Raw genomic sequence first — 21,495 nt, 5'->3', positions numbered from 1 at the left:
GCTTGATCAGCGCCGCAGGACGGCCCCATCCTTGGCGACGAGTTTGCCCGCCTTGTAGACTGCGCGTCCTTTCGGCACTGCAACGACCGCCTCGGGAACATGCTCCGCCTTCAAGGTAACGAAATCGGCTTTTGCCCCGATCTGCAAGCCGTAGCCCTCCAGCCGCAGAGCTTTGGCGCCGCTCTCGGTCACGACATCGAAGGCGACCTTCAATTCGTCGTCCGTATAGAAGCCCGACCGATAGCCGATCATCATTGCGCGGCCCAGCATGTCGCCATCGCCATAGGGCCACCAGGAATCGCGGATATTGTCGCTGCCGCTGAAGACTGTGACGCCAGCGGTACGAAGCAAGGCGACTGGCGGGAAAGAGTGGGCACCCGGTGCATTCGTCATAATGGAGACACCGCTCTCGGCGATGAGGGCCGCGGCGCGCTTGGCCGCCTCGAACGAGAGATCGCCAAGTCCATAGGCGTGGCTGATCGTGACGTGCCCACCCATGGAAAGACTGCGCGCGCGGGCGCAGATCTGCTCGATGGTGAAGAGGCCGAGCGTGCCGCCGTCATGAAGATGGATATCGACATCGACGCCATGCTTCTCGGCGTCTCCGAAAACCACATCGAGATGTTTTTCGACATCGCGATCGAAGCTTGCCGGATCGAGCCCGCCGACGAGATCGGCACCCATGGCGATTGCCTGATCCAGAAGCTCAGGCGTGCCGGGGCTTTTCAGAATGCCGCTTTGCGGAAAGGCAACGAGCTGGATGTCGATCAATCCGCGGTATTCTTCGCGTACGGCAAGTACGGTCTCCAGCGACTTCAATCCAACGGAACCGTCCACCATAACGTGGCTGCGCATATATGTGCTGCCATTGGCGATGCAGAGGTCGAGCTGGTTTCTGGCCCTTTCGTCCATCGGTGCGGCCTGCGCCATGTTTTGCGCCTGGAAGGCGACGCGCTCATGGACATCGAAGCCGTTGGTGCAGGGCTTGTGCGGAATCCAGGCGTCACCGTAAAAGCTGGTGTCGAGATGAATGTGCCCTTCGACAAAGCCCGGCACCACGAGGATGCCTTCGAGGTCGATAAGCTCGGAGGCAGAAGTCGGCGCTCCAGTCTCCGTGATCGACACGATCCGCCCGCCCGTGACGCCGATATCCTTGATGGAGCCGTCGGCAAGCTTGGCCCGGGTAAAGAGCGTTTCGATCGTGCTCAATTTTTTCTCCTTGAATCCATGGCTACCGGTCTCGCGCGAACCGCCTGGGTGACGGATGTCTTACCGCTCGAACGCCTCTTTAAGACCGAAACTCTTGCGCTCGCGTAGGTCGAGATCGGCTTCGATATGCGCGATATGATGAAGCATCAGGTCACAGGCTGTGTCGACATCCTTGCGCTCCAGAGCGGTGATGATATCGCCATGCTCGGCATGGCCGCAACTGGAGGCGCTTGATTGTCCGTAGAGTGCAATTACCAGCGACGAGCGCGCGACAAGCTCCTCCATGAAGCGCTGCATGATGAGATTGCCCGATATCGATGCCAGCATCAGATGGAAGTCGCCCGAAGCCTTGATCTCGGCGCGGCGCGCGGGTTGACCGCGCTCTCCCATCAAGCGGCCTTCTTCCACGAGGAGTTGCCGGAGCTGTGCGAGCTGAGGCGCGGTGATATGCTCGGCTGCCGATCGCACTATGCCCGGCTCGACCAGACGACGCGCAGCGAATATCTGCCGCGCCTCCTCGGGCGAAGGATAGGCGACGAAAGCGCCCCTATTCTTCTCCACGCTGACGAGTCCCTCATAGGAAAGAGCCTGTAGGGCGGCACGTGCCAATGTCCGGCTAACGTTAAAGAGAGCGCCGACATCGCTCTCGGATAATTTCGTGCCCGGTGCTAGCCGGCGCTCGACGATTGCGTCGCGAATGGCCTCGCGAATCTGTTGCGCACTGCTGTCGGTAGCATCGCCGGGCGTCAAAAGCGCATCTGTTGAAGAATTCATGATTGGTAGCCTGAGTAACTGACTGCAATGATAGACAGGTTTCGCGCGGAAGTTAAACGAAATCTGATGCGGATTACGATCGAAAGTGTATACAATATTTTGCATAAATCGCGCACAATAGCCTATTTCCTGTGCACATTCACAATTGCCCATAAAGTGGAAAAATTTCTCACCCAATAGAAAGTATAGAAATTACAGCCAGTTAGCGCGCCGCAGCAGAACTGGCACGATTGATGCAATGTCTTTCCCAAACCAAAGGGGAAGATGATGTCGAAAGCGGCAGAAATCGATATAGTGTCCGTTTCGAAGGTCTACGGTACGACCACGGCAGTCCATGCGATCAGCCTGAAAATACCGGCAGGCTCCTATTGCTGTTTCCTCGGCCCATCCGGTTGCGGCAAGACATCGACCTTGCGCATGATCGCCGGCCACGAAGGCATTTCCTCGGGCGACATCAGGCTCGGAAATACTGTCGTTACGGATTTTCCGCCCGCCCGACGCGGCACGGCGATGATGTTCCAATCCTATGCGCTGTTTCCCCATCTCGACCTTATCGACAATGTCGCCTTCAGCCTGAAGATGAAAGGTGTCGACAAGGCCGAACGCCGCGCCAAGGCGCTCGACATGCTGAAGCTGATGCAGATGGAAGCCTACGCCACCCGCCGTCCGGCTCAGCTTTCGGGCGGACAGCAGCAGCGTGTCGCGCTTGCTCGCGCCCTGATCACCGATCCGGAAGCATTACTGCTGGACGAACCACTATCGGCGCTCGATCCCTTCCTGAAGATCCGCATGCGCGCAGAACTGAAGAAGCTGCAGAAGTCACTCGGTATCACTTTCGTTCATGTCACGCATAGCCAGGAAGAGGCGATGGCGCTTGCCGATATCATGGTCATCATGAATGACGGCCGGATCGAGCAGGCAGGATCGCCGCGGGAGGTTTTCGAACATCCCGCGACGGCCTTCGTTGCCCGCTTCATGGGTGACCATAACGTCTTGTCCGGTCGGATAACGTCGAGCGAAGATGGCATGATCACCATGACCGCGCCGGAAGGGCAGGGCTTCTCGGTGAGAGGGGCAGGTCGCGCCGTCGGCGAAGCCGTCGACATCGCCGTGCGCACCGACCGCGTTCGGCTTTCGCAGCCATCGGACAAAGGGCTGGGCTTCAACGGTGTGGTCTCCAATGTCGAATATCGCGGCGCAACGCTGAAGATCACCGTCATTGGTGCCGGTAGCGATGATTTCACCGTGATCGCAAGCAACGACGATGCTGCCGCCAGATCCATGGCAGTCGGCGACACCGTCTCGCTGAGTTGGGCTCAGGAGGATGCAATCCTTCTTGGCCGTATGTCCGCATGAAAATCTCAAGCATTAAAAAAGGGGAACTGACAATGACCACTGAAACCAAGACTACCAAGACCGCGAAAGGCATTTCCCGCCGCTCGCTGCTGAAGACCGGCGCCGCCGCTTTCGGCGCCATGGCCGGCTCCGGTGTCATCACTGGCTTTCCGACCATCTGGGCCAAAACCAACATCACGCTGCGCCAGTTCGGCACCGGTGTTTCGAACATCAATGCCATTGCCGAGAAGTGCAAGGCCGATCTCGGTATCACACTGGAGATGACGGCAACCGATTCAGACGCTGCCGCGCAGCGCGCCGTCACCCAGCCCAACAGCTACGATATCGCCGACATCGAATACTGGATCGCCAAGAAGGTATTCCCGGCCGGCGTACTGCAGCCGATGGACGTGAAGAAGCTCAAATATTACGACAAGATCGTGCCGCTCTTCATCAACGGCAAGCTGAAGCCCGACAGCGTCATCGCACAGGGCACGGCGCCGCACACGGTGGGCTTCGTCGAAGGGCAGGGCTCGAAGAAATTCGCCAAGGAGCCGACGCAGTGGATGACGATGGTTCCGACCATCTACAATGCCGATACGCTCGGCATTCGCCCCGATCTTACGGGTCGTCCGATCACCAGCTGGGCCGACATTCTCGATCCGGCCTTCAAGGGCAAGACCGCGATCCTCAATATCCCGTCCATCGGTATCATGGACGCCGCGATGATCATGGAAGCCGCCGGCAAGATCAAATATGCCGACAAGGGCAACATGACGAAGGCCGAAATCGACAAGACGATCGAATTCCTGATCAAGACCAAGGGCGACGGCCAGTTCCGTGCCTTCTGGAAGTCCTTCGACGAAAGCGTCAACCTGATGGCGTCGGGCGAAGTAGTCATCCAGTCCATGTGGTCGCCGGCGGTTGCCGCCGTCCGCTCCAAGGGCATTGCCTGCACCTTCCAGCCGCTCAAGGAAGGCTATCGCGCCTGGGGCGGCGGCCTTGGCCTTGCCTCGCATCTCAAGGGCGCCGAGCTCGACGCGGCTTATGAATATATCAACTGGTACACCTCCGGCTGGGTCGGCGGCTACCTCAACCGCCAGGGCTACTACTCCGCCTGCATGGAAACGGCCAAGAACTTCATGTCGGCCGACGAATGGGGTTACTGGATCGAAGGCAAGCCGGCGCAGGGCGATATCCTGTCTCCCGAAGGCAAGGTGATGGAGAAGGCCGGCGCCGTTCGCGACGGCGGTTCCTTCGAAACCCGCATGGGCGCAGTCGCCTGCTGGAATTCGGTCATGGACGAGGACCGCTACATGGTCCGTCGCTGGAACGAATTCATCGCTGCCTAAGCTGCATATCCGTCATCTCCTCTCCCGCTTCAAAAACGGGGGAGGATCCTACCAATGGAGAGGCCGGACCATGGCGACAATCGCTTCCTCGGATGCCGAGCAGGAAACTCAGAAAGCCGGACGCGCATTTGCCGTACCCGGCTGGGCCGTGGCCTATCTGCAGGCAACGCCGCTCTTTCTCATTCTCGGCTTCTTCTTCCTGTTGCCGATCGCCATGATCGGCATCGTCAGTTTCTGGGATTATGATTTCGCCGGCCTCTATCCGGCATTCCTGACCACGAATTACACCGATACGCTCGGTTCGTGGGTTACATGGAAAACCTACCTCAACACATTGAAATTCACAGCAATTGTCTGGGTACTGACCCTCTTCATCGGCTTCTGGGTCGCCTATTTTCTGGCTTTCCATATTCGCCGCACCTCGACGCAGATGATCCTTTTCCTCGTCTGCACCGTGCCCTTCATGACCTCCAACATCATCCGCATGATCTCGTGGATACCCGTTCTCGGGCGTAACGGACTGGTCAATTCGACGCTGATCGAGATGGGCCTCATCCCCCAGCCGATCGAATGGCTGCTTTATTCCGATTTCGCCGTCGTGCTCGCCATGGTGCACCTCTACACGCTCTTCATGGTGACGCCGATCTTCAATACGCTGATGCGTATCGACCGCTCTCTGTTCGAAGCCGCGCGGGATGCCGGCGCCAGCGGATGGCAGGTGCTGTGGAATGTCGTCATCCCCCTTGCCAAGCCGGGAATGGCGATCGGCAGCATCTTCGTCGTCACGCTCGTCATGGCGGATTTTTCCACCGTGCAGGTGATGTCTGGCGGTCAGAGCGCATCCATCGCGTTGATGATGAAGAACCAGATGTCGCTGCTGCAATACCCGGCAGCCGCCGCCAATGCGGTCGTGCTGCTGATCGTCGTGCTGCTGATGGTCGCCGCCATCCTGCGCATCGTCGATATCCGCAAGGAGCTCTAGGATGAACCGTGAAAAGCGCAGCCTGGAATTTTATGTTCTCGCGATCTTCTTCACTATTTTCGTGCTGTTTCTCTATGGTCCGCTCTCGGCGGTCATCATCCTGTCTTTCCAGGGGCCGGACGGCGGCCTGACCTTCCCGTTGAATGGTGTCTCGCTGCATTGGTTCGCCAATCTTTTCGAAAAACAGGCAGTCGGAGACTTCGGCGCCTCCTTCCAGCGCTCCCTGATCCTCGGCGTAATGGTCATGATCGTGACCGTTGTCGTATCGCTGCTGGCAGGCCTTGCCTTTCGCCGCCGCTTTCGCGGTTCGACATTTCTGTTCTATGCGACCGTTGCCAGCCTCGTCGTTCCGTCCATCATCATTTCGCTTGGGATCGGCGTCGTCTTTCAGCAGGGCGGCATCGCGCCGGCGTGGTATTCATCCGCTTTCGGCGCACATTTGACCTGGACCTTACCGTTCGGCGTGCTGATCATGTTTGCCGTCTTCAACCGGTTTTCTCCGGCCTATGAGGAGGCAGCCCGCGATCTCGGCGCCAGCTCCTGGCAAACCTTCCGCCATGTCGTGCTGCCGATGATCGCACCCAGCCTGATCGGCGTCGGCCTCTTCGGCTTCACGCTGTCCTATGACGAGTTCGCCCGCACCCTGATGACATCTGGCACCTACAATACCCTGCCGCTCGAGATCTACGGCATGACGACGAATGTTACGACGCCGGTGCTTTACGCGCTCGGAACGGTGACCACGCTCTTTTCCTTTACCATCATCCTGCTGGCACTTGCGGTCATGACCATGCTCGGCCGCCGCCAAGCCAAGAAAAGTTGAGATCATGCGCCTGCTGCTCATCAATCCGAATACGACCGCTTCCATGACGGAAAAGGCGGCGATCGCCGCGCGTGCCGTAGCAGGCCCCGGCACCGAGATCATCGCTGCCACCTCGCAGATGGGGCCGGCTTCGATCGAGGGCTATTATGACGGCGCTATCGCCGTGCCCGGCATGCTGCGCGAATTGAAGGAGAGGCAAGCCGAAGGCTATGACGCCGCGATCATCTGCTGTTTCGACGACACCGGTCTGGAAGCCGCACGCATGTTCTGCGACGTGCCAGTTGTCGGTCTCTGTGAAGCGGCTGTCGCAACGGCCGGCTTCCTGGCGCAGCGCTTCAGCGTGGTGACGACGCTCGAACGCTCGCGCATCCTCATCGACAATCTTGTCCATCGTTATGGCATGGGCGCGCGGGCGAAGGTTCGCGCCTCCGATATCCCCGTGCTCGAGCTTGAAGATTCGTCTTCGAGTGCAATCGGAAAGCTGCGGGCGGAAATCGAGCGAGCCCTCGCAGAAGACGGGGCGGAGGCCATTGTCCTCGGCTGCGCCGGCATGACGGATCTCGCAAGAGAGCTGCAATCGATCTACGGCGTTCCCGTCGTGGATGGTGTCGCCGCAGCGGTCAAACAGGCCGAAGCTTTGGTGTCGCTGGGCCTTTCCACCAGCAAGCGCGGTTCCTTTGCCTCCCCATTGCCAAAGCCTTTTTCGGGGGCAATGCAGGATTTTGCGCCGACGGCGGTATTGGCCTAATCTCATCGCAATCAACATGCACGGCCCTGCTGATCGCTACACCTTGCGAATGGCATATCTCGGCTCCCGGGGCTACAATGCCACGGTAAAGAACGAGAGTCGTGGATTTGGCACAGAGAGCCGGCAAAGCTGATCTTCCCCTGCATGGCGGCCGCGTACCGCGGTGGCTTGGCGACCGCATGACGCGCCTGGGCGCCGTCATCACCGAGGCGATCGTGCAGCATTACGGGCGTGACGAGCTGTTTCGCCGCCTTGCCAATCCCTTCTGGTTCCAGTCCTTCGGCGCCGTCATGGGCATGGATTGGCATTCCTCGGGGATCACGACGAGCGTCCTTGGCGCTCTGAAGCGCGGCCTGACGCCGCTATCCGGCGAACTTGGCATCCATGTCTGCGGCGGCCGCGGCGCGCAATCGCGCAAGACGCCGGGCGAACTGCTTGATATCGGCGATCGCGTCGGTATCGACGGCGCGTCCCTTGCCATGAAGAGCCGGCTGATCGCGAAGGTGGACAGCGCGGCCGTGCAGGATGGCTTCGACCTCTACCTGCATGGCTTCATCGTCGCCGACGACGGCAAGTGGGTCGTCATCCAGCAGGGCATGAACGATGAACGGCGGCAGGCGCGGCGGTATCACTGGCTATCGGAGGGTTTGACGAGCTTTCTGGATTCACCGCACGCGGCTATCGAAGGGCGCGAGCAGGGCGAGATCGTCAATCTCGCCGATCGACGTGCCAGCCGCTCCCGCAATGGTCAATTGGATTTGCTTGCCTCATTGGGACCAGATAAAATCATTCGTGAATTCAATATCCTGGAAGGGAAATCTCCGGCAATTGACAAACAAGAAGCACAGCCGATGCTGCCATACCTCGTCATGCCGGCACATCATGATGTGCGCCAGGAAGATGTGAACATGCGGCGCCTGCACGGAAATCTCGCCGCGGCTGCCGACCGTGGTCCGGTGGATTTTGAAGAACTACTTCTGACGCCTGGCGTCGGCGCCAGAACGGTAAAAGCTTTGGCGATGGTCGCCGAAGTCGTTCATGGCGCACCCTGCCGATTCTCTGACCCCGCGCGCTTCTCGCTCGCCCATGGCGGCAAGGACCGGCACCCGTTTCCGGTGCCGCTGAAGGTCTATGATGAGACGATCAGCGTGATGAAATCCGCCGTCAGGAAGGGACGCCTCGGTCGTGACGAGGAATTGTCGGCGCTGAAGCGGCTGGATGACCAATCGCGGATGCTGGAGCGTTATGTCACCGGCCCCGATCTCAAGGAAATCGTTGCCGGCGAGTTCGACCGCTCCTTCTCCTATGGCGGCCGCAGCGTGTTTGGTTGGGAACCTGCAACGGATACCGAAAGCAACGTCGCCGAGGGTAACCTCCGTTCTTTAAAGAGCTAGACTGCGTACGGCAGAAGGGAGCGGCTTGTCTGGCCGCTCCGTCACCAATTCAGGGCAGCGTATAACCGATCACATAGTCGCCTGGCTTCGTTCCGACCGAGCCGTGCCCTCCAGCCACCATGACGACATATTGCTTGTTGTCGCTGGCGGTATAGGTCATCGGCGTTGCCTGGCCACCCGCCGGCAGGCGTGCCTGCCAGAGTTGCCTCCCGGTCGTCACGTCATAGGCCCTGAGATAATTGTCCACGGCTGCCCCCAGGAATGCTACTCCGCCCTTGGTCACGATCGGGCCGCCGATGCCGGGAACGCCGACCTTGAAGGGTAGGGGCAGGGGCGTCATGTCGTGGACGGTGCCGTTCTTGTGCTTGTAGGCGATCTTGCCGGTCTTCAGATCGACTCCGGCGACATAGCCCCAAGGGGGTGCCTGACAGGGAATACCGAGCGGGCTGACGAACGGCCCCATGTAAACGCCATAGGGCGAACCTTCGTTTCGGTTGAGCCCCTGTTCGCTGCCCTTGTCGCCAGCGCCCTTTGGCGGGATCTCGGCGCGCGGCACTAGCCGCGAGGTGAAGGCCAGATAAGTCGGCATGCCGAACATGATCTGCCGTTCGGGGTCGACGGCAACGCTGCCCCAGTTGAAGGTGCCGAAATTGCCGGGGAAGATGATGGATCCGCGCAGCGATGGTGGCGTGTAGCGGCCTTCATACTGATGCCGATGGAAGGCGATGCGGCAGGCGAGCTGATCGAACAGCGAGACGCCCCACATGTCCTTTTCCTGCAAGGGTGGCGGCGAGAAAGTCAAATCGGAGATCGGCTGTGTCGGCGAGGCATGATCCTCGGGAATGGTGCCGCTCGGCGCCGGTATTTCCTTGAAAGGAATGATGGGCGCGCCCGTACGGCGATCGAGCACATAGATGTCGCCCTGCTTGGTCGAAGCGACCAGCGCGGGAACCGTGCTGCCGTCGGGCTTCGTCAGATCGACAAGTACGGGCTGGGCGGGCACATCCATATCCCAGAGATCGTGATGGACGAATTGCTGCACCCATTTGAGTTGCCCGGTATTGATGTCGAGCGCGACCACAGAGGATGAGAAGCGTTCGACATTGGCGCTGCGGCCCATGCCGAGCTGGTCCGGCGTCTGGTTGCCAAGCGGAACATAGACCATGCCGAGCGTCTCGTCGGCGCTGGAAACCGACCAGCTATTCGGCGAATTGGTCGTGTAGGTCTGCCCTGCGAGCAACGGCGCTGTCTGATCCGGATTGCCCGAATCCCAGTTCCAGAGCAGTGCGCCGGTCCGGGCATCGAAGGCGCGGATGACGCCTGACTGTTCCTGGGTGGAATAATTGTCGTTCACCGCGCCGCCGATGATGATCTTGTCGGCGACGATGACGGGCGGCGATGTCGAATAATAGTAGCCCGCCGGATTGTATTTCATGCCAGTTTCAAGATGTAGGGTGCCCTGGTCGGCAAAGCTCGGGCAAACCTTGCCGTTGGCGGCATCGAGTGCGATCAACCGAGCATCCGAGGTCGGCAGATAGACGCGATCGGCACAGGGCGTACCGGCTGCAACGGTCGTGTCGTGATAATAGGAGACGCCGCGGCAGGTCTGATGCTGTCGATTGGGGTTCATGCCGGCATTGGCATCGTAACGCCATTTTTCCTTGCCGTCTGTCGCACCGATGGCGATCGCCAGGCTATGCGGCGTGCAGATAAAAAGCGTATCGCCGATCTTCAGTGGCGTGACCTGATAGGTCGTCTCGCCGATGTCATCGGGACGCTTCACATCGCCGGTCTGATATCGCCAGACTTCCTTGAGGTTTGCGACGTTCTGCGCATTGATCTGATCGAGAGGCGAGTAACGTTGGCCGAAGGAAGTTCTGCCATATTGATGCCATTCACCATCCGGCACATCGCCGCCCATCGGGGCATTCGCAGCTATTGTCGTCGGCAGATCGCCGGAGAGATCGTGTGGATCTGTCGTCATCGAATAGACGGCAACGAGGATGGCGATGATCAAGGGGATCGCAAGCGGCCAGGGATTGGCCCCGTAGTGAACGCCGTCCAGGCTGCGAAAGCCCAGCGGTCGCCGGATCCAGGGTGTCAGCAGCCACAGACCGATCAGAATGATCAATCCGCCGCGCGGACCGAGCTGCCACCAGTCGAAACCGACCTCCCAGATCGCCCATCCAAGCGCTGCCAGCACGAAGATCGCATAGAGCCAAAGCGCGGCTGCCTTGCGCATATAAAGCAGGATCGCCGTCAGGAGGAAGGCGATGCCGGCCAGAAGATAAAAGGGACTTCCGCCAAGCAGCACAAGCCAGAGGCCGCCGCCACCGAGTGCCAGACCGATGAGTGCGAGGATGATCGATGTGATGACGATGGCCATGATCTGCTCCAGTCTATCCGCCGATTGGACAGTGATTGATCGAAGGCATGCGAACTCCCGCGAGGTCCTTTTGGATCTCAACCTCGAGGTTAAAGTCTAAATCAATATCAGCTGCTTCGCCGGCAACGAGAAGAACTGCGCCCAGGGCGATTTGGATCGATACATCAAGCCCCCCATCAAATCAGAGATTGAACGCCAGGATTGCGAGAATGTTCCAATCCGGCCAGCCATTCAAGCTCGATGCCGTGGCGCCCGATTTGATTAACGGACGTAGTTAATTTTTTAACAATTTTCAGGAATACTAATGGAACAGATATTGGAATCAAGGGTTTCCGTGCAGAGCCGGAGGACTAGAGATGAATATGAAGATCGTTACCGCCCAGTCGGAAGTTGAAACGAACGACACCGGAACCTATCCGGATGGCATGATGGAGCGTATTCTGGTCGAGTTTTCCGCAAGCTCCGAGCGGCAACACCGCAAATCCCACGAGCGCGATTACGGCGCACATAAGGCGCTTCGACCGATACCGGCCGGGCTGGCCTGAAGGCCTGGGAGCTCGCTTTCTTTGTCAGATGTAGAGTGGCGCCATTCGGCGCCAAGCGCCAGCGCGATGCGCGCGTCCGCCCCATACATGCAGCCGATGATCGATCCGCTTGTCGGCGAGCAGCTGGCTCAGATGACGATTATTGTCGAAGAAGGGATCGGCGTCTCCGATCGTCATGACGATATCGATGTGGCGCAGCCTGTCCAAACGCCAGTCGCAGGCAAGTCCCGGCAGAAAATGTGTCGGGGTGTGAAAATAGATGTCGTCGTCGTAATAGCCGTCGAACAGATCCGTGAAGGATTCGACCTTCATTGTTAGATCGTAGCGGCCGGAAAAGGCGACCAGCTTGCGGAAGAGGTGAGGGTGGCGGAATACCAGGCTTGCGGCCTGGAAGGCGCCGAGGCTGCAGCCGTGAACGATGGTGCACTCATGCCCGTTCTTCTGCGCCATGAGAGGCAGGACTTCGTTGAGGATGTATTCCTCAAAAGCGTTGTGTCTGCGAATGCGCTCAGATGGGTGGCGATGAAAGCCGTAGAAGGTTTCTGCCGCCAGCCCTTCGATGCAGTAGAGCTGAAGTTGCCCGGCTTTCAGCTTGTCCGCGAGGCTGGCGACGATGCCGACCTGCTCATATTCCCAGAAACGACCGTCGCGGGTGGGAAATACCAATACCTTGGCGCCGGCATGGCCGAACACCAGCAACTCCATGTCACGATGCAGCCGAGGGCTGTACCAGCATAGATATTCGCGGTTCATAGCACCTTGAAGAATTGCCCGACCTTGTCTCGCAGAATTGCGTTCTGCTGCTCGCTGCCAGTGTAATCGAAATGACCGGCATCCAGAATGAAGATTTCGTTAAATTTCTGCAGCGCATTTGCGACAGAGAACTGGCAGGGTGGCGCGACGGCGGGATCGAAAAGTGCGGGTGCGACAAGCATCGGCACAGCGATACGACTTGCCGCGATCGCAGCATCGAAGAAGCGCAGCGTCTCCAAAACGCTACCGTGCTTTTCCTGATAGGCCTGAACCGATTGTGCGCTGCCGACGGTTGGCAGTGTCACCCATAGCTGCCGGTGGCCGAAAGTCGGAACGATGAGGTGGCCGCGCCTGATCCGCGCATCGAAAGGAATTGCCAGGGCGCCGATGCCGCCCCCGAAACTGATGCCGCTATAGCCGATATGGCCGGCAAGCCACGGATAGAGCGTCTCCAAAGTCGAGACGGCGAGCCAGATGTCTTCCACGCAGCCGCCGATGACATAGGTATCGCGGTTTTCGATACCGCAAAGAACATGACCAGAAGCATCCGAGGGGATTTTCGGGCTGGCGCTGAGGGAGAGCCCGCGGCAACAGGGAAAAAGGATAGCCGTCTCTTCTACCGGCCATTCGAATTCCGGCTGGTCTCTTCCGCCATATCCGTGTCCGACGACCAGGCCGCGCCGCACCTGTCCGCTGCGGGGAATGAGCAGCCAACCATTGATCTGAAACGACCCTGTCGACATGTAGCTGATATCGAAGACGTGCCAATTGTCATGACGTTGCTTGCTGTGGCGAAGCTTGGGTTGCGGATCGATGGCTAGGGCCGCCCTGTAGCGCTGCCGCCAGAAGTCGTCGAAGCCGGTCGGGGCTTCCGGCGTCTCTATCGCCTGCAACTGTGCAAGCTGCATGCCATAGGTCGGATCGAAATCGAAGGGGTGGGATGTCGGTATGCTCATGGCAAATTTTCGCGTGAAAGCGCGGGTAAGGCAAGAACCAAGATTGCCGATCCGCGGGGCTTTCGTCGCAACTTACTCCCTGTTCATTCATGAATTTCTTGCTTGGGACGATCGACGCGATAGAGCACGTGCGGCCGGAGAATATTGCCTGGCGGCACGGTGATATCATCGAAATCGCCATCTTCGAGTTGGATCATGCCGATCACGCAATCAGCCTGCAGCTCCTGCCAGGCGAATTCCAGACAACGCCGGCTAATTTCCGCTGCGTAGCCCTGCCGCCAATAGGAAGCCGCCAGAATCCAACCGATCTCCAGCCGGAAATTGCCTGGAACTTCCGGCCCGGGTCGCGAAAGGCCAGCACCGCCGATCAGCGCGCCATCAGCTTTCCGCTCAACGGCCAGGAAGCCGAAACCTCTGTTGGCTAACTGCGCGTTGGCTTCGTCGCGGGGAGGTCACACAACCATCGACGGAATGCGCCGCATCTCCATCCATGAATTCGCTATAAAAGTCCACGGCTGCCCGGCCGATATTGGCCTCTGTGATTTCTGCCGCACAGAAGAAAAGATGGCGCAAACAGACTTGGTTTATTGCGAACTGCTGTCGCTTCCTTGCCTTCGTTGAGGTATAGTGGAAGCATGATCAGGGTTCTAACGATACTTGCGGGAATTTCGATTGCAGGCTCCGCAATGGCAGGTCAAGTCACTCAAAGCACCTACGATGTTCAGGATTGCTCGAGTGCGGTGGATCAGGTTCTTTCGACGACCAAGGGACGCCTCTTATCCGTCAAGCCACGCGAGAATCGTTGTATCGTGACTGTGATCGTTCCGCATGGCGAGCAACGGCCGGAGAAGGTCGTGGTTCGTGTCGACTATAGCAACAATGACAACAGCCAGGAAAGTGGCCAATAACCGCAAGCGGTAAAAGGGACCGCGTGAGAAATGGGCGAAGTCATCCAGTTTCGGTCCGCAGCGAGATACGGCAAGCACCTTGATGCGCAAGCTCGCATGGAAAGGGAGCTGCAGCTCCCCCTTGCAACGGCGGATCAACCTACCCGAAAGGGCCTCCGCGCGAATCCACCGGATAGGTCGACCGTTCCCAAATCAAAAATTGGACTTCCCATTAGCGGCATCGTCATCGTCGTCGGCTCTATCCTGGTCTATGCGCTGGTGATATCCCATGTCGTCGGCCAGTCACATTATTCGCCTCGCGCCAACCTGATGCCTTCGATTTTTCTGCAAAACTAGATTTTCCCGGTAAGAATCGCGTGATGAAGCGGGTCCGCTATCAAGCAATTGCGATACGGGCCGCGAACTCATTTTCGGCACTATTCTATCGCACGCGCCAAGCATGCCGCCGGCAACCAGCCGCAATATAATTCAGCAGGCAAGATCGACAAAACTGTCATCCCGCGGGCTGAAGACTGTTATGTCCAGGCCGGCTGTTTCGGATATGCGGACTTAAAGAACATGAGAAAGATTTAAGCCTGTTCGTTAAGTGAAGATTCCATCAAACCTGATGTAATCCGCAATAAAAGGTGATTTTGGAGAGCATTTATTGTCGCGGCTTAAAATTCAACAGCTACAATGGATCGGCGCGGTAGCTGTTATCATGGTTTGCTTGATGATGGCCGGCTCGACGATTGCCTTCAGCCTGTCGGATTACCTCAACTACAAGCGCGGGGTAATCGAATTCGGCCGTTTTCATACGGCGCTGCATGCGGCCGCGACGATATCGAGAGAACGCGGTCCTGCAAACAGTCTCATGGGCGCTTCGGAACGTGAGCAAGCACAATTTGCCGCCGATCTGAAAACAAGCCGCGAAGCGACCGACAAGGATATCGCCGAGCTCGAAGCGCTCTTTAAAACGGAAATAGACCAGTCCGCGGAAATGCGCAGCGCATTCATGGCGCTTAGGGCTCAGCTGGAGAGCGGTCGCCAGGCGGTCGATGCAGTGGCCGCCTTGCCACGCGACGAACGCAGCGGCGCAAGGATCGCGGACGCCATACAGGCGATGTTCCGTGCAGCGGATCGCGCCCAGGACTACCGGGATGTCGCCGGCCGATCGATCATTGCACTGGCACCCGAAACAGGCGCCGAAGTCATGCTGACCTCGATGGCCGGAACGCTTAGGGAGCGTGCCGGAAGGCTGGGCTCTTATGTCGTCATGATGCTGGCCTCGCAGGGGCAGGCCCGTTCCCACTATAGAGCTGCGTTCGACAACGAATTGAACAGGCTTTTCGAAGTGAATGCGCTGCTGAAAACCTACGCACCCGTTACATTGCAATCCCGGGCCCTTGCAAGGCTGTTGGACCAGGTGACGGTTAGTTACTTTGCCGGAGCGCTGCCTTACGCTCAGCGCGTTGCCTTTGATCCGAATGCGAGCAATGCGCTCACACCCGGCGAGTTCACAGCGAAATACGTGCCTGGAATGAAATCGACCGAGAACCTGCGTGAACTCATCGAAACCGCGGCATTGAACTCTCTTGACAAAGTACAGCAGAAATCCCTGAGAGCCATGCTGATCTCCGCGCTGCTTGCCGGCATGGCGGTATCGGTCGTGATTGGATTGGCCTACGTGCTCAGGCGTTCGCTCTTCCGGCCGATGCTTGCCGTCATGCGACAGATCGACGAGATTGCCGTCGGCAATCTTACGACGCCACCGCCGATACCTCACGCCGGACGTGAAATGCGGGAGCTGTTCCTGCGTCTTGACCTTCTGCGCGAGCAGCAACGCTTCAAGCGGCGCCTGGAAATGGAGCGCAAATCAATGACGGAGGAGTTGAGACGTCTCTCCCAGACGGATGCGCTCACCGGCCTTCTCAATCGGCGCGCGCTGGAGGATGCGGTGGAGGAATTGCTCGCGACTCCGACAGCGGGCTCTCGAGGCTTCGCAATCATCATGCTCGATATCGACTATTTCAAATCGATCAACGACCGGTACGGTCACGCTGTCGGCGATATGGTGCTGCAAAGAACGGCGCAGATTCTAGGCCCGTGCCTTCGCGTCGCCGATCTATTCGCCCGCTACGGCGGCGAGGAATTCATCGTCGTAATGGGCGACGTCACCGAGGCGTCGGCGCGTTCAACGGCCGAGCGATTGCGGGAAACATTGGCGCAAGCCATCGTCAGCGATGAGCATGGCTTGAAGGTGACGGCGAGCTTCGGCGTCGATTGGCAGGCGCAATGCGTGTTCGAAAATTGGGAAGAGCTGGTCGTCGTTGCGGACAACCGGCTCTATCAAGCCAAGCGTGACGGCCGCAATTTGGTCTGCTCGTCCGATAATGCGAGTGGACAGACGGCAATCTCCGCCTCGAAACGCGGCCAGAGCGGCGCAAGCGCGGCCTGACACACTTCACTATATCGAGATCATCCGAACTGCTTGTTGGAAACTCGAGCTCAGAAGGTGAGCGTCACCACGACGGTATCGGTGTAAGTGCCTGGGGATGGCGTGGTCTGCGGTGGCACTCGGCCGTAGACCGTCAGAAGCTGAGCGGTACCTGTTCCGCTTCCGGCGACGGTGCTGCCCGGCGTACTGGCATCGCCCCAGGGTTGCGACCGGCTGGTATCCTTGTAGAGGCCGTAGGTCACCGTCTCCGACCCTTTCGCCATCTTTCGCGCCGTCGGTGGGGCATTCGCGCCGCCGCCACCCAGGGAGATCGTATAGGTCGTGCCCGGCGTACAGGTTGCCCTGACGGAACCGGTGGCATCGACATTCGTGCGCAATACGCCCTGTGTCCCGAAATCGATGTTTTGGACACTGACGAGGCAATTGGCGGCGACGCTTGCATTCACGCTGAATGACGCAGTTCCAATCGTTCCCGAGGGGGCAGAGCAGGTCGTTGCACTACTGTAGCTGTAATAGAAGGAGGTGTCGGTCGATGTGAAGCTGGAGGTAAACGCCCCCGGCACTGCCGTCGGTGGAGACCCGAGCGCAGCCCCATAGACCGTCATACTGCCGGTTGCGCCGATCAACGAACCATTCAGCAAGGCCATCGTCAGCGCATAGACCGGTGCGCGTGACGGATAGGACCAGCTGCTTGATCCCCACACCACGCTTCGGCCATTGTCGGAATAGAGCTGATAGTTCAAAGAGCTGCTGCCGTTCAACATCTGGCGCGCCGCGGCCGACGAAGCTCCGCCACTGCCTGCGCCGATATCGGGGCAAATCAAGAGCCGCTTGCCTAGGTCCAGGACGCCGCCGGAACAGGTTACACTTATGGTCGATGTCGAATTGACCGGGGTGCCTGATAGGGTATCGACCGCGCCAAAGTTCATATTGGTTGCCGAGAAGCTGCAGCTTTGCGCCGCGCATAGCGAAGGCAACAGCAGTGCGAGCAAAAGAGTGAGCGAACGCAGCATCTTTTCAACTCCCTTTCAAAGGCACCTGACGTCATCGATGACAACCTGTTCGCCCCGCTGCGGCTTGTAGGCGAATTCGGCATGGCACTTCGTTCCATCTTCAAGTGATATGTCGATCGTGTTCCTTGCGTGCAGTCCGCGAATGTAGGCCTGTCCGTCATAGCCGATGACGAATTCCTCGCTCGATCCTTTCAAGGCACCGCCGAGCCCGGCACGCAGCGGCACCCCGTTCTTGTCCCTGATCGTAATGAGGGCGGCTTGCGGTGCTTCCGACACGCCGAACTTGACGACGACGCCGCTGCGGTCCGCTGGCACGACGATTTCCTTCGTCGCCGGCACATCGGCATCGACGGGTAGGTTCTTGGGATCGATGGATACGGTATTCGGTTCATAGGAATTCAGATTGGGCACCAGGATGCGGCCGCTCGAATTGGTCTTGCCGGCAGGTCTGTTCTGCTGCTGGACCTCGACATCGGGAGCACCGACATCGACGACGGCGAACGCATCGTCGATCCGGTTTGTGGCAAAGACACCACCGCCTGCAACAGCAATGGCACCATCGACGCGAGCCACAGCATTGGTCTGATGATCCTGCTGTTGCAGGCCTGCCTCGACCTGCGCGAAGGGAGCCCGATAGCTGACTGCCGCCTCGCGATAGGTGTCTTCGCCTTCGGAGGTGCGCAGGCGCCAGCCGAAGCTGCCGTCCTCCTGCTGCATCGACTTGGAAACGTCGGCAACGACGCCGAGGCCGTTAGGTCCGCCTTGTACGCCCGTATTGGCCGTGACGTTGCCGCCGAAGGGAATTGAGAGGCCGGCAAAGAATCCGAAATTGCTTCTGTCGTCGAGATCCGTGAAGGCGCTCGCATAGACTGTCGCCCGCTTGAAGGTCTGACTGTAGGAAAGACCGGCGATCTTGCTCCTGGCGCCGTCGGCACTTTCGAGGTTGGTGTAAGAGAGATTGAGACTGGAAAGATCGAGCGGCGTTGGCACGCTCAGCGTGACCTGATCGATGGCGCGCGGCACACCGGCGCTGAGAATGCTCACATCTCCGGCGACACTGGTTGTCGGCCGAGCGGAGACCGAAGCTATGTCGTCATAATCGCCAAAGGTTCGCTGCACACGGGCATAAAGAGCCCATCTGTCGTAACTGAGCTCGAATGAGGCATTCATCAGTGCGCCGGAACGCGACCCGCTTTTGCTTGCCGCGCCCGCTATTGACGCTACCCCGAATGAACTGACCGGAAAGGCGGCTCCCGCGCCGCCATTCAGAAGATCAGCGCCGCCCTCGAAGTGACCCTCCAGCGTCAGCCAATCGGTCAGGCCGTACCTTGCGGTAGCGGCTCCCATGATACGACCGTCATAGTCGTTGGAATCGGTTCCGAAATTCAGACGCGGAGTGCCGATTTCGGCGGAAAAGTCCAAAAGGCCCTGACGTAGAAGCCAATTGGAGGAATAGAACGGCAAGGTCTGCGTGGTTTCGCGCCCCAGGCTGTCGCGCAGCACGACGGTCGCTTGCCCACTTCCTGAAAAGACCGGGAGATTGGTCACCTCGAATGGTCCGGCGGGCACGTCGCTGGAATAGGTGCGAACGTTCTGGGTGTAGATTTCGAGTGTCGAAGGGACGGCCGCCGTCCCGGTAAATGAGGGCAGCGGTTCGGTCACCAGATCCGAACGCAGTGCAAAATTGCGCTGAAACTGAATGCCGCCGAAATAGACTGGCCGTGTCCATGACAGGCCGCCGGTGGTTAGATCACCCGCGCGATAGGTAACGAGGTTCTTCGGATCGGAATAGCTCCAGGTTGTGTTGAGCCGGGTTATGCCGTCAAGGCTGCCTTCTGAATATCCGGCGAGGAAGGACTGGCTGAGCGTGCCGTAGGGGCTGAAGATACGTGCGTCGAACGATCCGGATATTCCCTGGAACATGTTCGAATTGCCTTGGAAGAGACCGTTGGAACTTGCATAGAGGGAATAATTCAGGACGGCGCCGTAGCCGGCCTGGGGTGCCGGGATTGTATTCTCCTGCTGCTGCCTGACATTGATGACGCGAGGCGCGCGCCCTTTATCCGTCGTCTGGACATAGAGGCGCTGCGTCTCATCGTCGACCTGATAGGACAGACCGGGCAAGGTGCTGAGCTCGATCAGCTTGTCGTCGGCTGCGCCGGCTGGCGGCTTGACGCCGACTTCGCGCAGCTCTTTTGCGGTTGCCGCGAGAGAACCGTTCGGACGTTGTTTGAAATTGCCTATCATCTTCATCGACGCATTGTTGATGAATACTTCGAGGTAGACGTCGAGCGTCGCCGCCAGCTGGCCCGCCATGGCGGTATTCGCCGGCAGATCGGGTACTTCCTGAGCACGCAGCACCGAGACCGAGAAAAGCATGCATATGAAAACGGCGCCGGCACTACCGTTGATTAACGGCGACTTTAGCATCGAACGGCCCAAGATCGCTCTGGCCATGAAGTGTCACGACACCACCGGAAAGAGACTTCGCCGCTCCCATCGGCCACTGCATCGTTGCGCCCGCAAGCACGTATCCGACCAGCCCGTTACGGCTGCCGACCTTCGTTGCCCCCTGCGCCAGGGTTACGTTCGACAGACGGAAGCGGCTGCCGCCATTGTTCTTGCCGGTCAGAGAGAGGCTGTTGCCCTGTCGTTTGAGGCTCCAGACGATATCAGCAGGCTTTACGTCCGGCCGCTTGAAGAAGACCGGAATAGACTGACGCATGATGAGGGTAACTGTGCCGGCGCGTGCGCGCGCAGGGTCCGGCAGCTCGTCGACGATGACGCGATAGGTCTCTTCCTCCTTGACGGGAGCCTTGCTGGTGCGAACCACCCTGACCACATATTGAGCATTGGGGTTCATCCTCGTCGCGGGTGGGCTGGCAACGACATCTCGGGTCGGTTCCAGTGTTTCTATGCCACCCGCCTGGCTCCACTTGAAGACACGTATCTGGACGTTGATCGGATGATCTCCGTCATTGGCGAGGTTCAAGACCGTCGCGGCGGCCGGCGCTGTGAGCTCGAGACTTGTAGGTGCCACTCGCAGGGATGCCGCGTTCAAGCCGTAAGCACCGAGCAGCAAAAGCATAGTCGTGGCAATGCATGGCAACATGCGTTGCATGACGGTCTCCTGGATCTGTGAGTTTTCAGTAGGTGACGGTAACCGCCACGGTATCGGTGTAGACGCCCGCGGCCGGGGTAGTCTGCGGGGGTACCCGGCCATAGACATTAATGTTCTGGACCGCACCATTGCCCGTGCCCGAGACAGTATCGGTACCTATGGTCGTACCCCAGGTCTGTGTCCGGTTGGCATCGCTATAGATCGCGTAGTTGATCGTCGCACTTGCGGGGCCTGTCATGACGCGGACGGCTGTTGTCGCTCCGGCGCCGGCGCCGGCACTCAGGCCGACATTGTAGGTCTGGCCGGATGTGCATTGCACGCCGATGGTGGTTGCCTGGTCGATATTGCTGGTGATGACACCGTTGGTGCCGAAGTTCAGATTATTGGCACTCTGGACGAGGCACTGTGCCTGGATGGTAATGGTGACCGTCATATTGGCAGTTGCAGTGGCAGCCATCGCGGACGATGCTGCCATGGTCATTGCGATACCAGTCAGGACGGTACCGCAGAGCACTCTCAGCATTCACATTCCCCCTCGCATATGCTTCAAACATATCAGAATATAATAAAATAAGCACATATATGCTTCGCTGGCAATCAGGCAGGAAACCGCCGGGATGGTTGCGACAGTATCGAAAGAATACCCTCAAAGTAGAGTTTTGATTTACTCTGTGAATACCAGTAGATAATTAATAGTTTTAAAAAATATGGTTAATAATGTTCGATACAATTTACCTGCTGCCATGATAAGCGCGGCGA

20 protein-coding genes are annotated in these 21,495 nt (G+C 58.7%); 10 read left to right on the top strand and 10 right to left on the bottom strand.

From position 1 onward, the window contains the following. Positions 1 to 6 precede the first annotated feature (6 nt). Positions 7 to 1,209: an amidohydrolase family protein gene (locus AC13RM_RS17615; protein ID WP_488555359.1), complete on the bottom strand. Its 1,203-nt coding sequence runs from the start codon at positions 1,207 to 1,209 to the stop codon at positions 7 to 9. 60 nt (positions 1,210 to 1,269) lie between these two features. Further along, positions 1,270 to 1,983 carry a GntR family transcriptional regulator gene (locus tag AC13RM_RS17610; protein ID WP_488555358.1) on the bottom strand — a complete coding sequence of 238 codons (714 nt, stop codon included), beginning with the start codon at positions 1,981 to 1,983 and terminating at the stop codon, positions 1,270 to 1,272. Between the two features lie 267 nt (positions 1,984 to 2,250). Here AC13RM_RS17610 and AC13RM_RS17605 point away from each other — a divergent pair, with 267 nt between their 5' ends. The 6 genes from AC13RM_RS17605 (at position 2,251) to AC13RM_RS17580 (ending at position 8,617) form a co-directional block, all read left to right on the top strand. Continuing rightward, a complete protein-coding gene (locus AC13RM_RS17605; RefSeq protein WP_488555357.1) occupies positions 2,251 to 3,339 on the top strand; it encodes an ABC transporter ATP-binding protein in 1,089 nt (362 codons plus the stop codon). Between the two features lie 32 nt (positions 3,340 to 3,371). After that, on the top strand, positions 3,372 to 4,670 hold the full coding sequence (locus AC13RM_RS17600) for an ABC transporter substrate-binding protein (protein ID WP_113231242.1): 1,299 nt from the start codon (positions 3,372 to 3,374) through the stop codon (positions 4,668 to 4,670). 70 nt (positions 4,671 to 4,740) lie between these two features. Further along, a complete protein-coding gene (locus AC13RM_RS17595; protein WP_488555356.1) occupies positions 4,741 to 5,652 on the top strand; it encodes an ABC transporter permease in 912 nt (303 codons plus the stop codon). A gap of 1 nt (position 5,653) precedes the next feature. Continuing rightward, on the top strand, positions 5,654 to 6,475 hold the full coding sequence (locus AC13RM_RS17590) for an ABC transporter permease (RefSeq protein ID WP_069615545.1): 822 nt from the start codon (positions 5,654 to 5,656) through the stop codon (positions 6,473 to 6,475). Between the two features lie 4 nt (positions 6,476 to 6,479). Then, positions 6,480 to 7,223, top strand: coding sequence for an aspartate/glutamate racemase family protein (locus tag AC13RM_RS17585; protein ID WP_374818039.1), 744 nt, complete (start codon positions 6,480 to 6,482; stop codon positions 7,221 to 7,223). Between the two features lie 107 nt (positions 7,224 to 7,330). Then, positions 7,331 to 8,617 carry a DUF763 domain-containing protein gene (locus AC13RM_RS17580; RefSeq protein WP_374818037.1) on the top strand — a complete coding sequence of 429 codons (1,287 nt, stop codon included), beginning with the start codon at positions 7,331 to 7,333 and terminating at the stop codon, positions 8,615 to 8,617. A gap of 49 nt (positions 8,618 to 8,666) precedes the next feature. Here AC13RM_RS17580 and AC13RM_RS17575 read toward each other — a convergent pair whose 3' ends face one another. Beyond that, complete coding sequence (locus tag AC13RM_RS17575) at positions 8,667 to 11,003, bottom strand: glucose/quinate/shikimate family membrane-bound PQQ-dependent dehydrogenase (protein ID WP_374818035.1); 2,337 nt, start codon at positions 11,001 to 11,003, stop codon at positions 8,667 to 8,669. A gap of 356 nt (positions 11,004 to 11,359) precedes the next feature. Between AC13RM_RS17575 and AC13RM_RS17570 the strand changes: the two genes are divergently transcribed. Then, positions 11,360 to 11,548 carry a hypothetical protein gene (locus AC13RM_RS17570; protein WP_095436481.1) on the top strand — a complete coding sequence of 63 codons (189 nt, stop codon included), beginning with the start codon at positions 11,360 to 11,362 and terminating at the stop codon, positions 11,546 to 11,548. A 24-nt stretch (positions 11,549 to 11,572) separates the two neighbouring features. Here AC13RM_RS17570 and AC13RM_RS17565 read toward each other — a convergent pair whose 3' ends face one another. The 3 genes from AC13RM_RS17565 to AC13RM_RS17555 all read right to left on the bottom strand — a co-directional run bounded on the left by AC13RM_RS17565 (position 11,573) and on the right by AC13RM_RS17555 (position 13,625). Then, positions 11,573 to 12,301 carry an esterase family protein gene (locus AC13RM_RS17565; protein ID WP_374818033.1) on the bottom strand — a complete coding sequence of 243 codons (729 nt, stop codon included), beginning with the start codon at positions 12,299 to 12,301 and terminating at the stop codon, positions 11,573 to 11,575. Next, complete coding sequence (locus AC13RM_RS17560) at positions 12,298 to 13,257, bottom strand: acetylxylan esterase (RefSeq protein WP_374818031.1); 960 nt, start codon at positions 13,255 to 13,257, stop codon at positions 12,298 to 12,300. The genes AC13RM_RS17565 and AC13RM_RS17560 overlap by 4 nt, the downstream gene beginning before the upstream one ends. An 83-nt stretch (positions 13,258 to 13,340) precedes the next feature. Further along, positions 13,341 to 13,625 (bottom strand): GNAT family N-acetyltransferase, encoded by a 285-nt coding sequence (locus AC13RM_RS17555; protein WP_374818383.1) that lies wholly within the window; start codon positions 13,623 to 13,625, stop codon positions 13,341 to 13,343. 318 nt (positions 13,626 to 13,943) lie between these two features. Here AC13RM_RS17555 and AC13RM_RS17550 point away from each other — a divergent pair, with 318 nt between their 5' ends. From AC13RM_RS17550 to AC13RM_RS17540, 3 genes are all read left to right on the top strand, one after another. Next, positions 13,944 to 14,165 (top strand): hypothetical protein, encoded by a 222-nt coding sequence (locus AC13RM_RS17550; RefSeq protein ID WP_374818028.1) that lies wholly within the window; start codon positions 13,944 to 13,946, stop codon positions 14,163 to 14,165. 30 nt (positions 14,166 to 14,195) lie between these two features. Further along, on the top strand, positions 14,196 to 14,501 hold the full coding sequence (locus AC13RM_RS17545; RefSeq protein WP_488555355.1) for a hypothetical protein: 306 nt from the start codon (positions 14,196 to 14,198) through the stop codon (positions 14,499 to 14,501). Between the two features lie 364 nt (positions 14,502 to 14,865). Next, entirely contained in the window at positions 14,866 to 16,602 is a 1,737-nt protein-coding gene (locus tag AC13RM_RS17540) for a GGDEF domain-containing protein (RefSeq protein ID WP_488555354.1), read from the top strand. 50 nt (positions 16,603 to 16,652) lie between these two features. Here the strand turns inward: AC13RM_RS17540 and AC13RM_RS17535 are convergent, their stop codons facing one another. The 4 genes from AC13RM_RS17535 to AC13RM_RS17520 are packed head-to-tail and all read right to left on the bottom strand — an operon-like array spanning position 16,653 to position 21,259. Continuing rightward, positions 16,653 to 17,615, bottom strand: coding sequence for a Csu type fimbrial protein (locus AC13RM_RS17535; protein ID WP_113231251.1), 963 nt, complete (start codon positions 17,613 to 17,615; stop codon positions 16,653 to 16,655). Between the two features lie 15 nt (positions 17,616 to 17,630). Beyond that, positions 17,631 to 19,994: a fimbria/pilus outer membrane usher protein gene (locus AC13RM_RS17530; protein WP_374818019.1), complete on the bottom strand. Its 2,364-nt coding sequence runs from the start codon at positions 19,992 to 19,994 to the stop codon at positions 17,631 to 17,633. A 22-nt stretch (positions 19,995 to 20,016) separates the two neighbouring features. Further along, complete coding sequence (locus AC13RM_RS17525) at positions 20,017 to 20,736, bottom strand: fimbrial biogenesis chaperone (protein ID WP_374818017.1); 720 nt, start codon at positions 20,734 to 20,736, stop codon at positions 20,017 to 20,019. Positions 20,737 to 20,761: 25 nt separating this feature from the next. Further along, a complete protein-coding gene (locus AC13RM_RS17520) occupies positions 20,762 to 21,259 on the bottom strand; it encodes a Csu type fimbrial protein (RefSeq protein ID WP_113231254.1) in 498 nt (165 codons plus the stop codon). Between the last annotated feature and the right edge of the window lie 236 nt (positions 21,260 to 21,495).

The organism is Martinezella sp. CNPSo 3732 (genome assembly GCF_057784515.1).
Note: the sequence above shows the minus strand (reverse complement) of the source record. Positions and strands in the feature narration are given on the sequence as shown.

Excerpts from the sequence above, each read along its gene's own strand:
- AC13RM_RS17610 (WP_488555358.1), bottom strand. The coding sequence starts at position 1,983 with ATGAATTCTTCAACAGATGCGCTTTTGACGCCCGGCGATGCTACCGAC.
- AC13RM_RS17605 (WP_488555357.1), top strand. The coding sequence starts at position 2,251 with ATGTCGAAAGCGGCAGAAATCGATATAGTGTCCGTTTCGAAGGTCTAC.
- AC13RM_RS17600 (WP_113231242.1), top strand. The coding sequence starts at position 3,372 with ATGACCACTGAAACCAAGACTACCAAGACCGCGAAAGGCATTTCCCGC.
- AC13RM_RS17595 (WP_488555356.1), top strand. The coding sequence starts at position 4,741 with ATGGCGACAATCGCTTCCTCGGATGCCGAGCAGGAAACTCAGAAAGCC.
- AC13RM_RS17590 (WP_069615545.1), top strand. The coding sequence starts at position 5,654 with ATGAACCGTGAAAAGCGCAGCCTGGAATTTTATGTTCTCGCGATCTTC.
- AC13RM_RS17585 (WP_374818039.1), top strand. The coding sequence starts at position 6,480 with ATGCGCCTGCTGCTCATCAATCCGAATACGACCGCTTCCATGACGGAA.
- AC13RM_RS17575 (WP_374818035.1), bottom strand. The coding sequence starts at position 11,003 with ATGGCCATCGTCATCACATCGATCATCCTCGCACTCATCGGTCTGGCA.
- AC13RM_RS17570 (WP_095436481.1), top strand. The coding sequence starts at position 11,360 with ATGAATATGAAGATCGTTACCGCCCAGTCGGAAGTTGAAACGAACGAC.
- AC13RM_RS17565 (WP_374818033.1), bottom strand. The coding sequence starts at position 12,301 with ATGAACCGCGAATATCTATGCTGGTACAGCCCTCGGCTGCATCGTGAC.
- AC13RM_RS17560 (WP_374818031.1), bottom strand. The coding sequence starts at position 13,257 with ATGAGCATACCGACATCCCACCCCTTCGATTTCGATCCGACCTATGGC.
- AC13RM_RS17550 (WP_374818028.1), top strand. The coding sequence starts at position 13,944 with ATGGCAGGTCAAGTCACTCAAAGCACCTACGATGTTCAGGATTGCTCG.
- AC13RM_RS17545 (WP_488555355.1), top strand. The coding sequence starts at position 14,196 with ATGGGCGAAGTCATCCAGTTTCGGTCCGCAGCGAGATACGGCAAGCAC.
- AC13RM_RS17540 (WP_488555354.1), top strand. The coding sequence starts at position 14,866 with ATGGTTTGCTTGATGATGGCCGGCTCGACGATTGCCTTCAGCCTGTCG.
- AC13RM_RS17535 (WP_113231251.1), bottom strand. The coding sequence starts at position 17,615 with ATGCTGCGTTCGCTCACTCTTTTGCTCGCACTGCTGTTGCCTTCGCTA.
- AC13RM_RS17530 (WP_374818019.1), bottom strand. The coding sequence starts at position 19,994 with ATGCTTTTCTCGGTCTCGGTGCTGCGTGCTCAGGAAGTACCCGATCTG.
- AC13RM_RS17525 (WP_374818017.1), bottom strand. The coding sequence starts at position 20,736 with ATGCAACGCATGTTGCCATGCATTGCCACGACTATGCTTTTGCTGCTC.
- AC13RM_RS17520 (WP_113231254.1), bottom strand. The coding sequence starts at position 21,259 with ATGCTGAGAGTGCTCTGCGGTACCGTCCTGACTGGTATCGCAATGACC.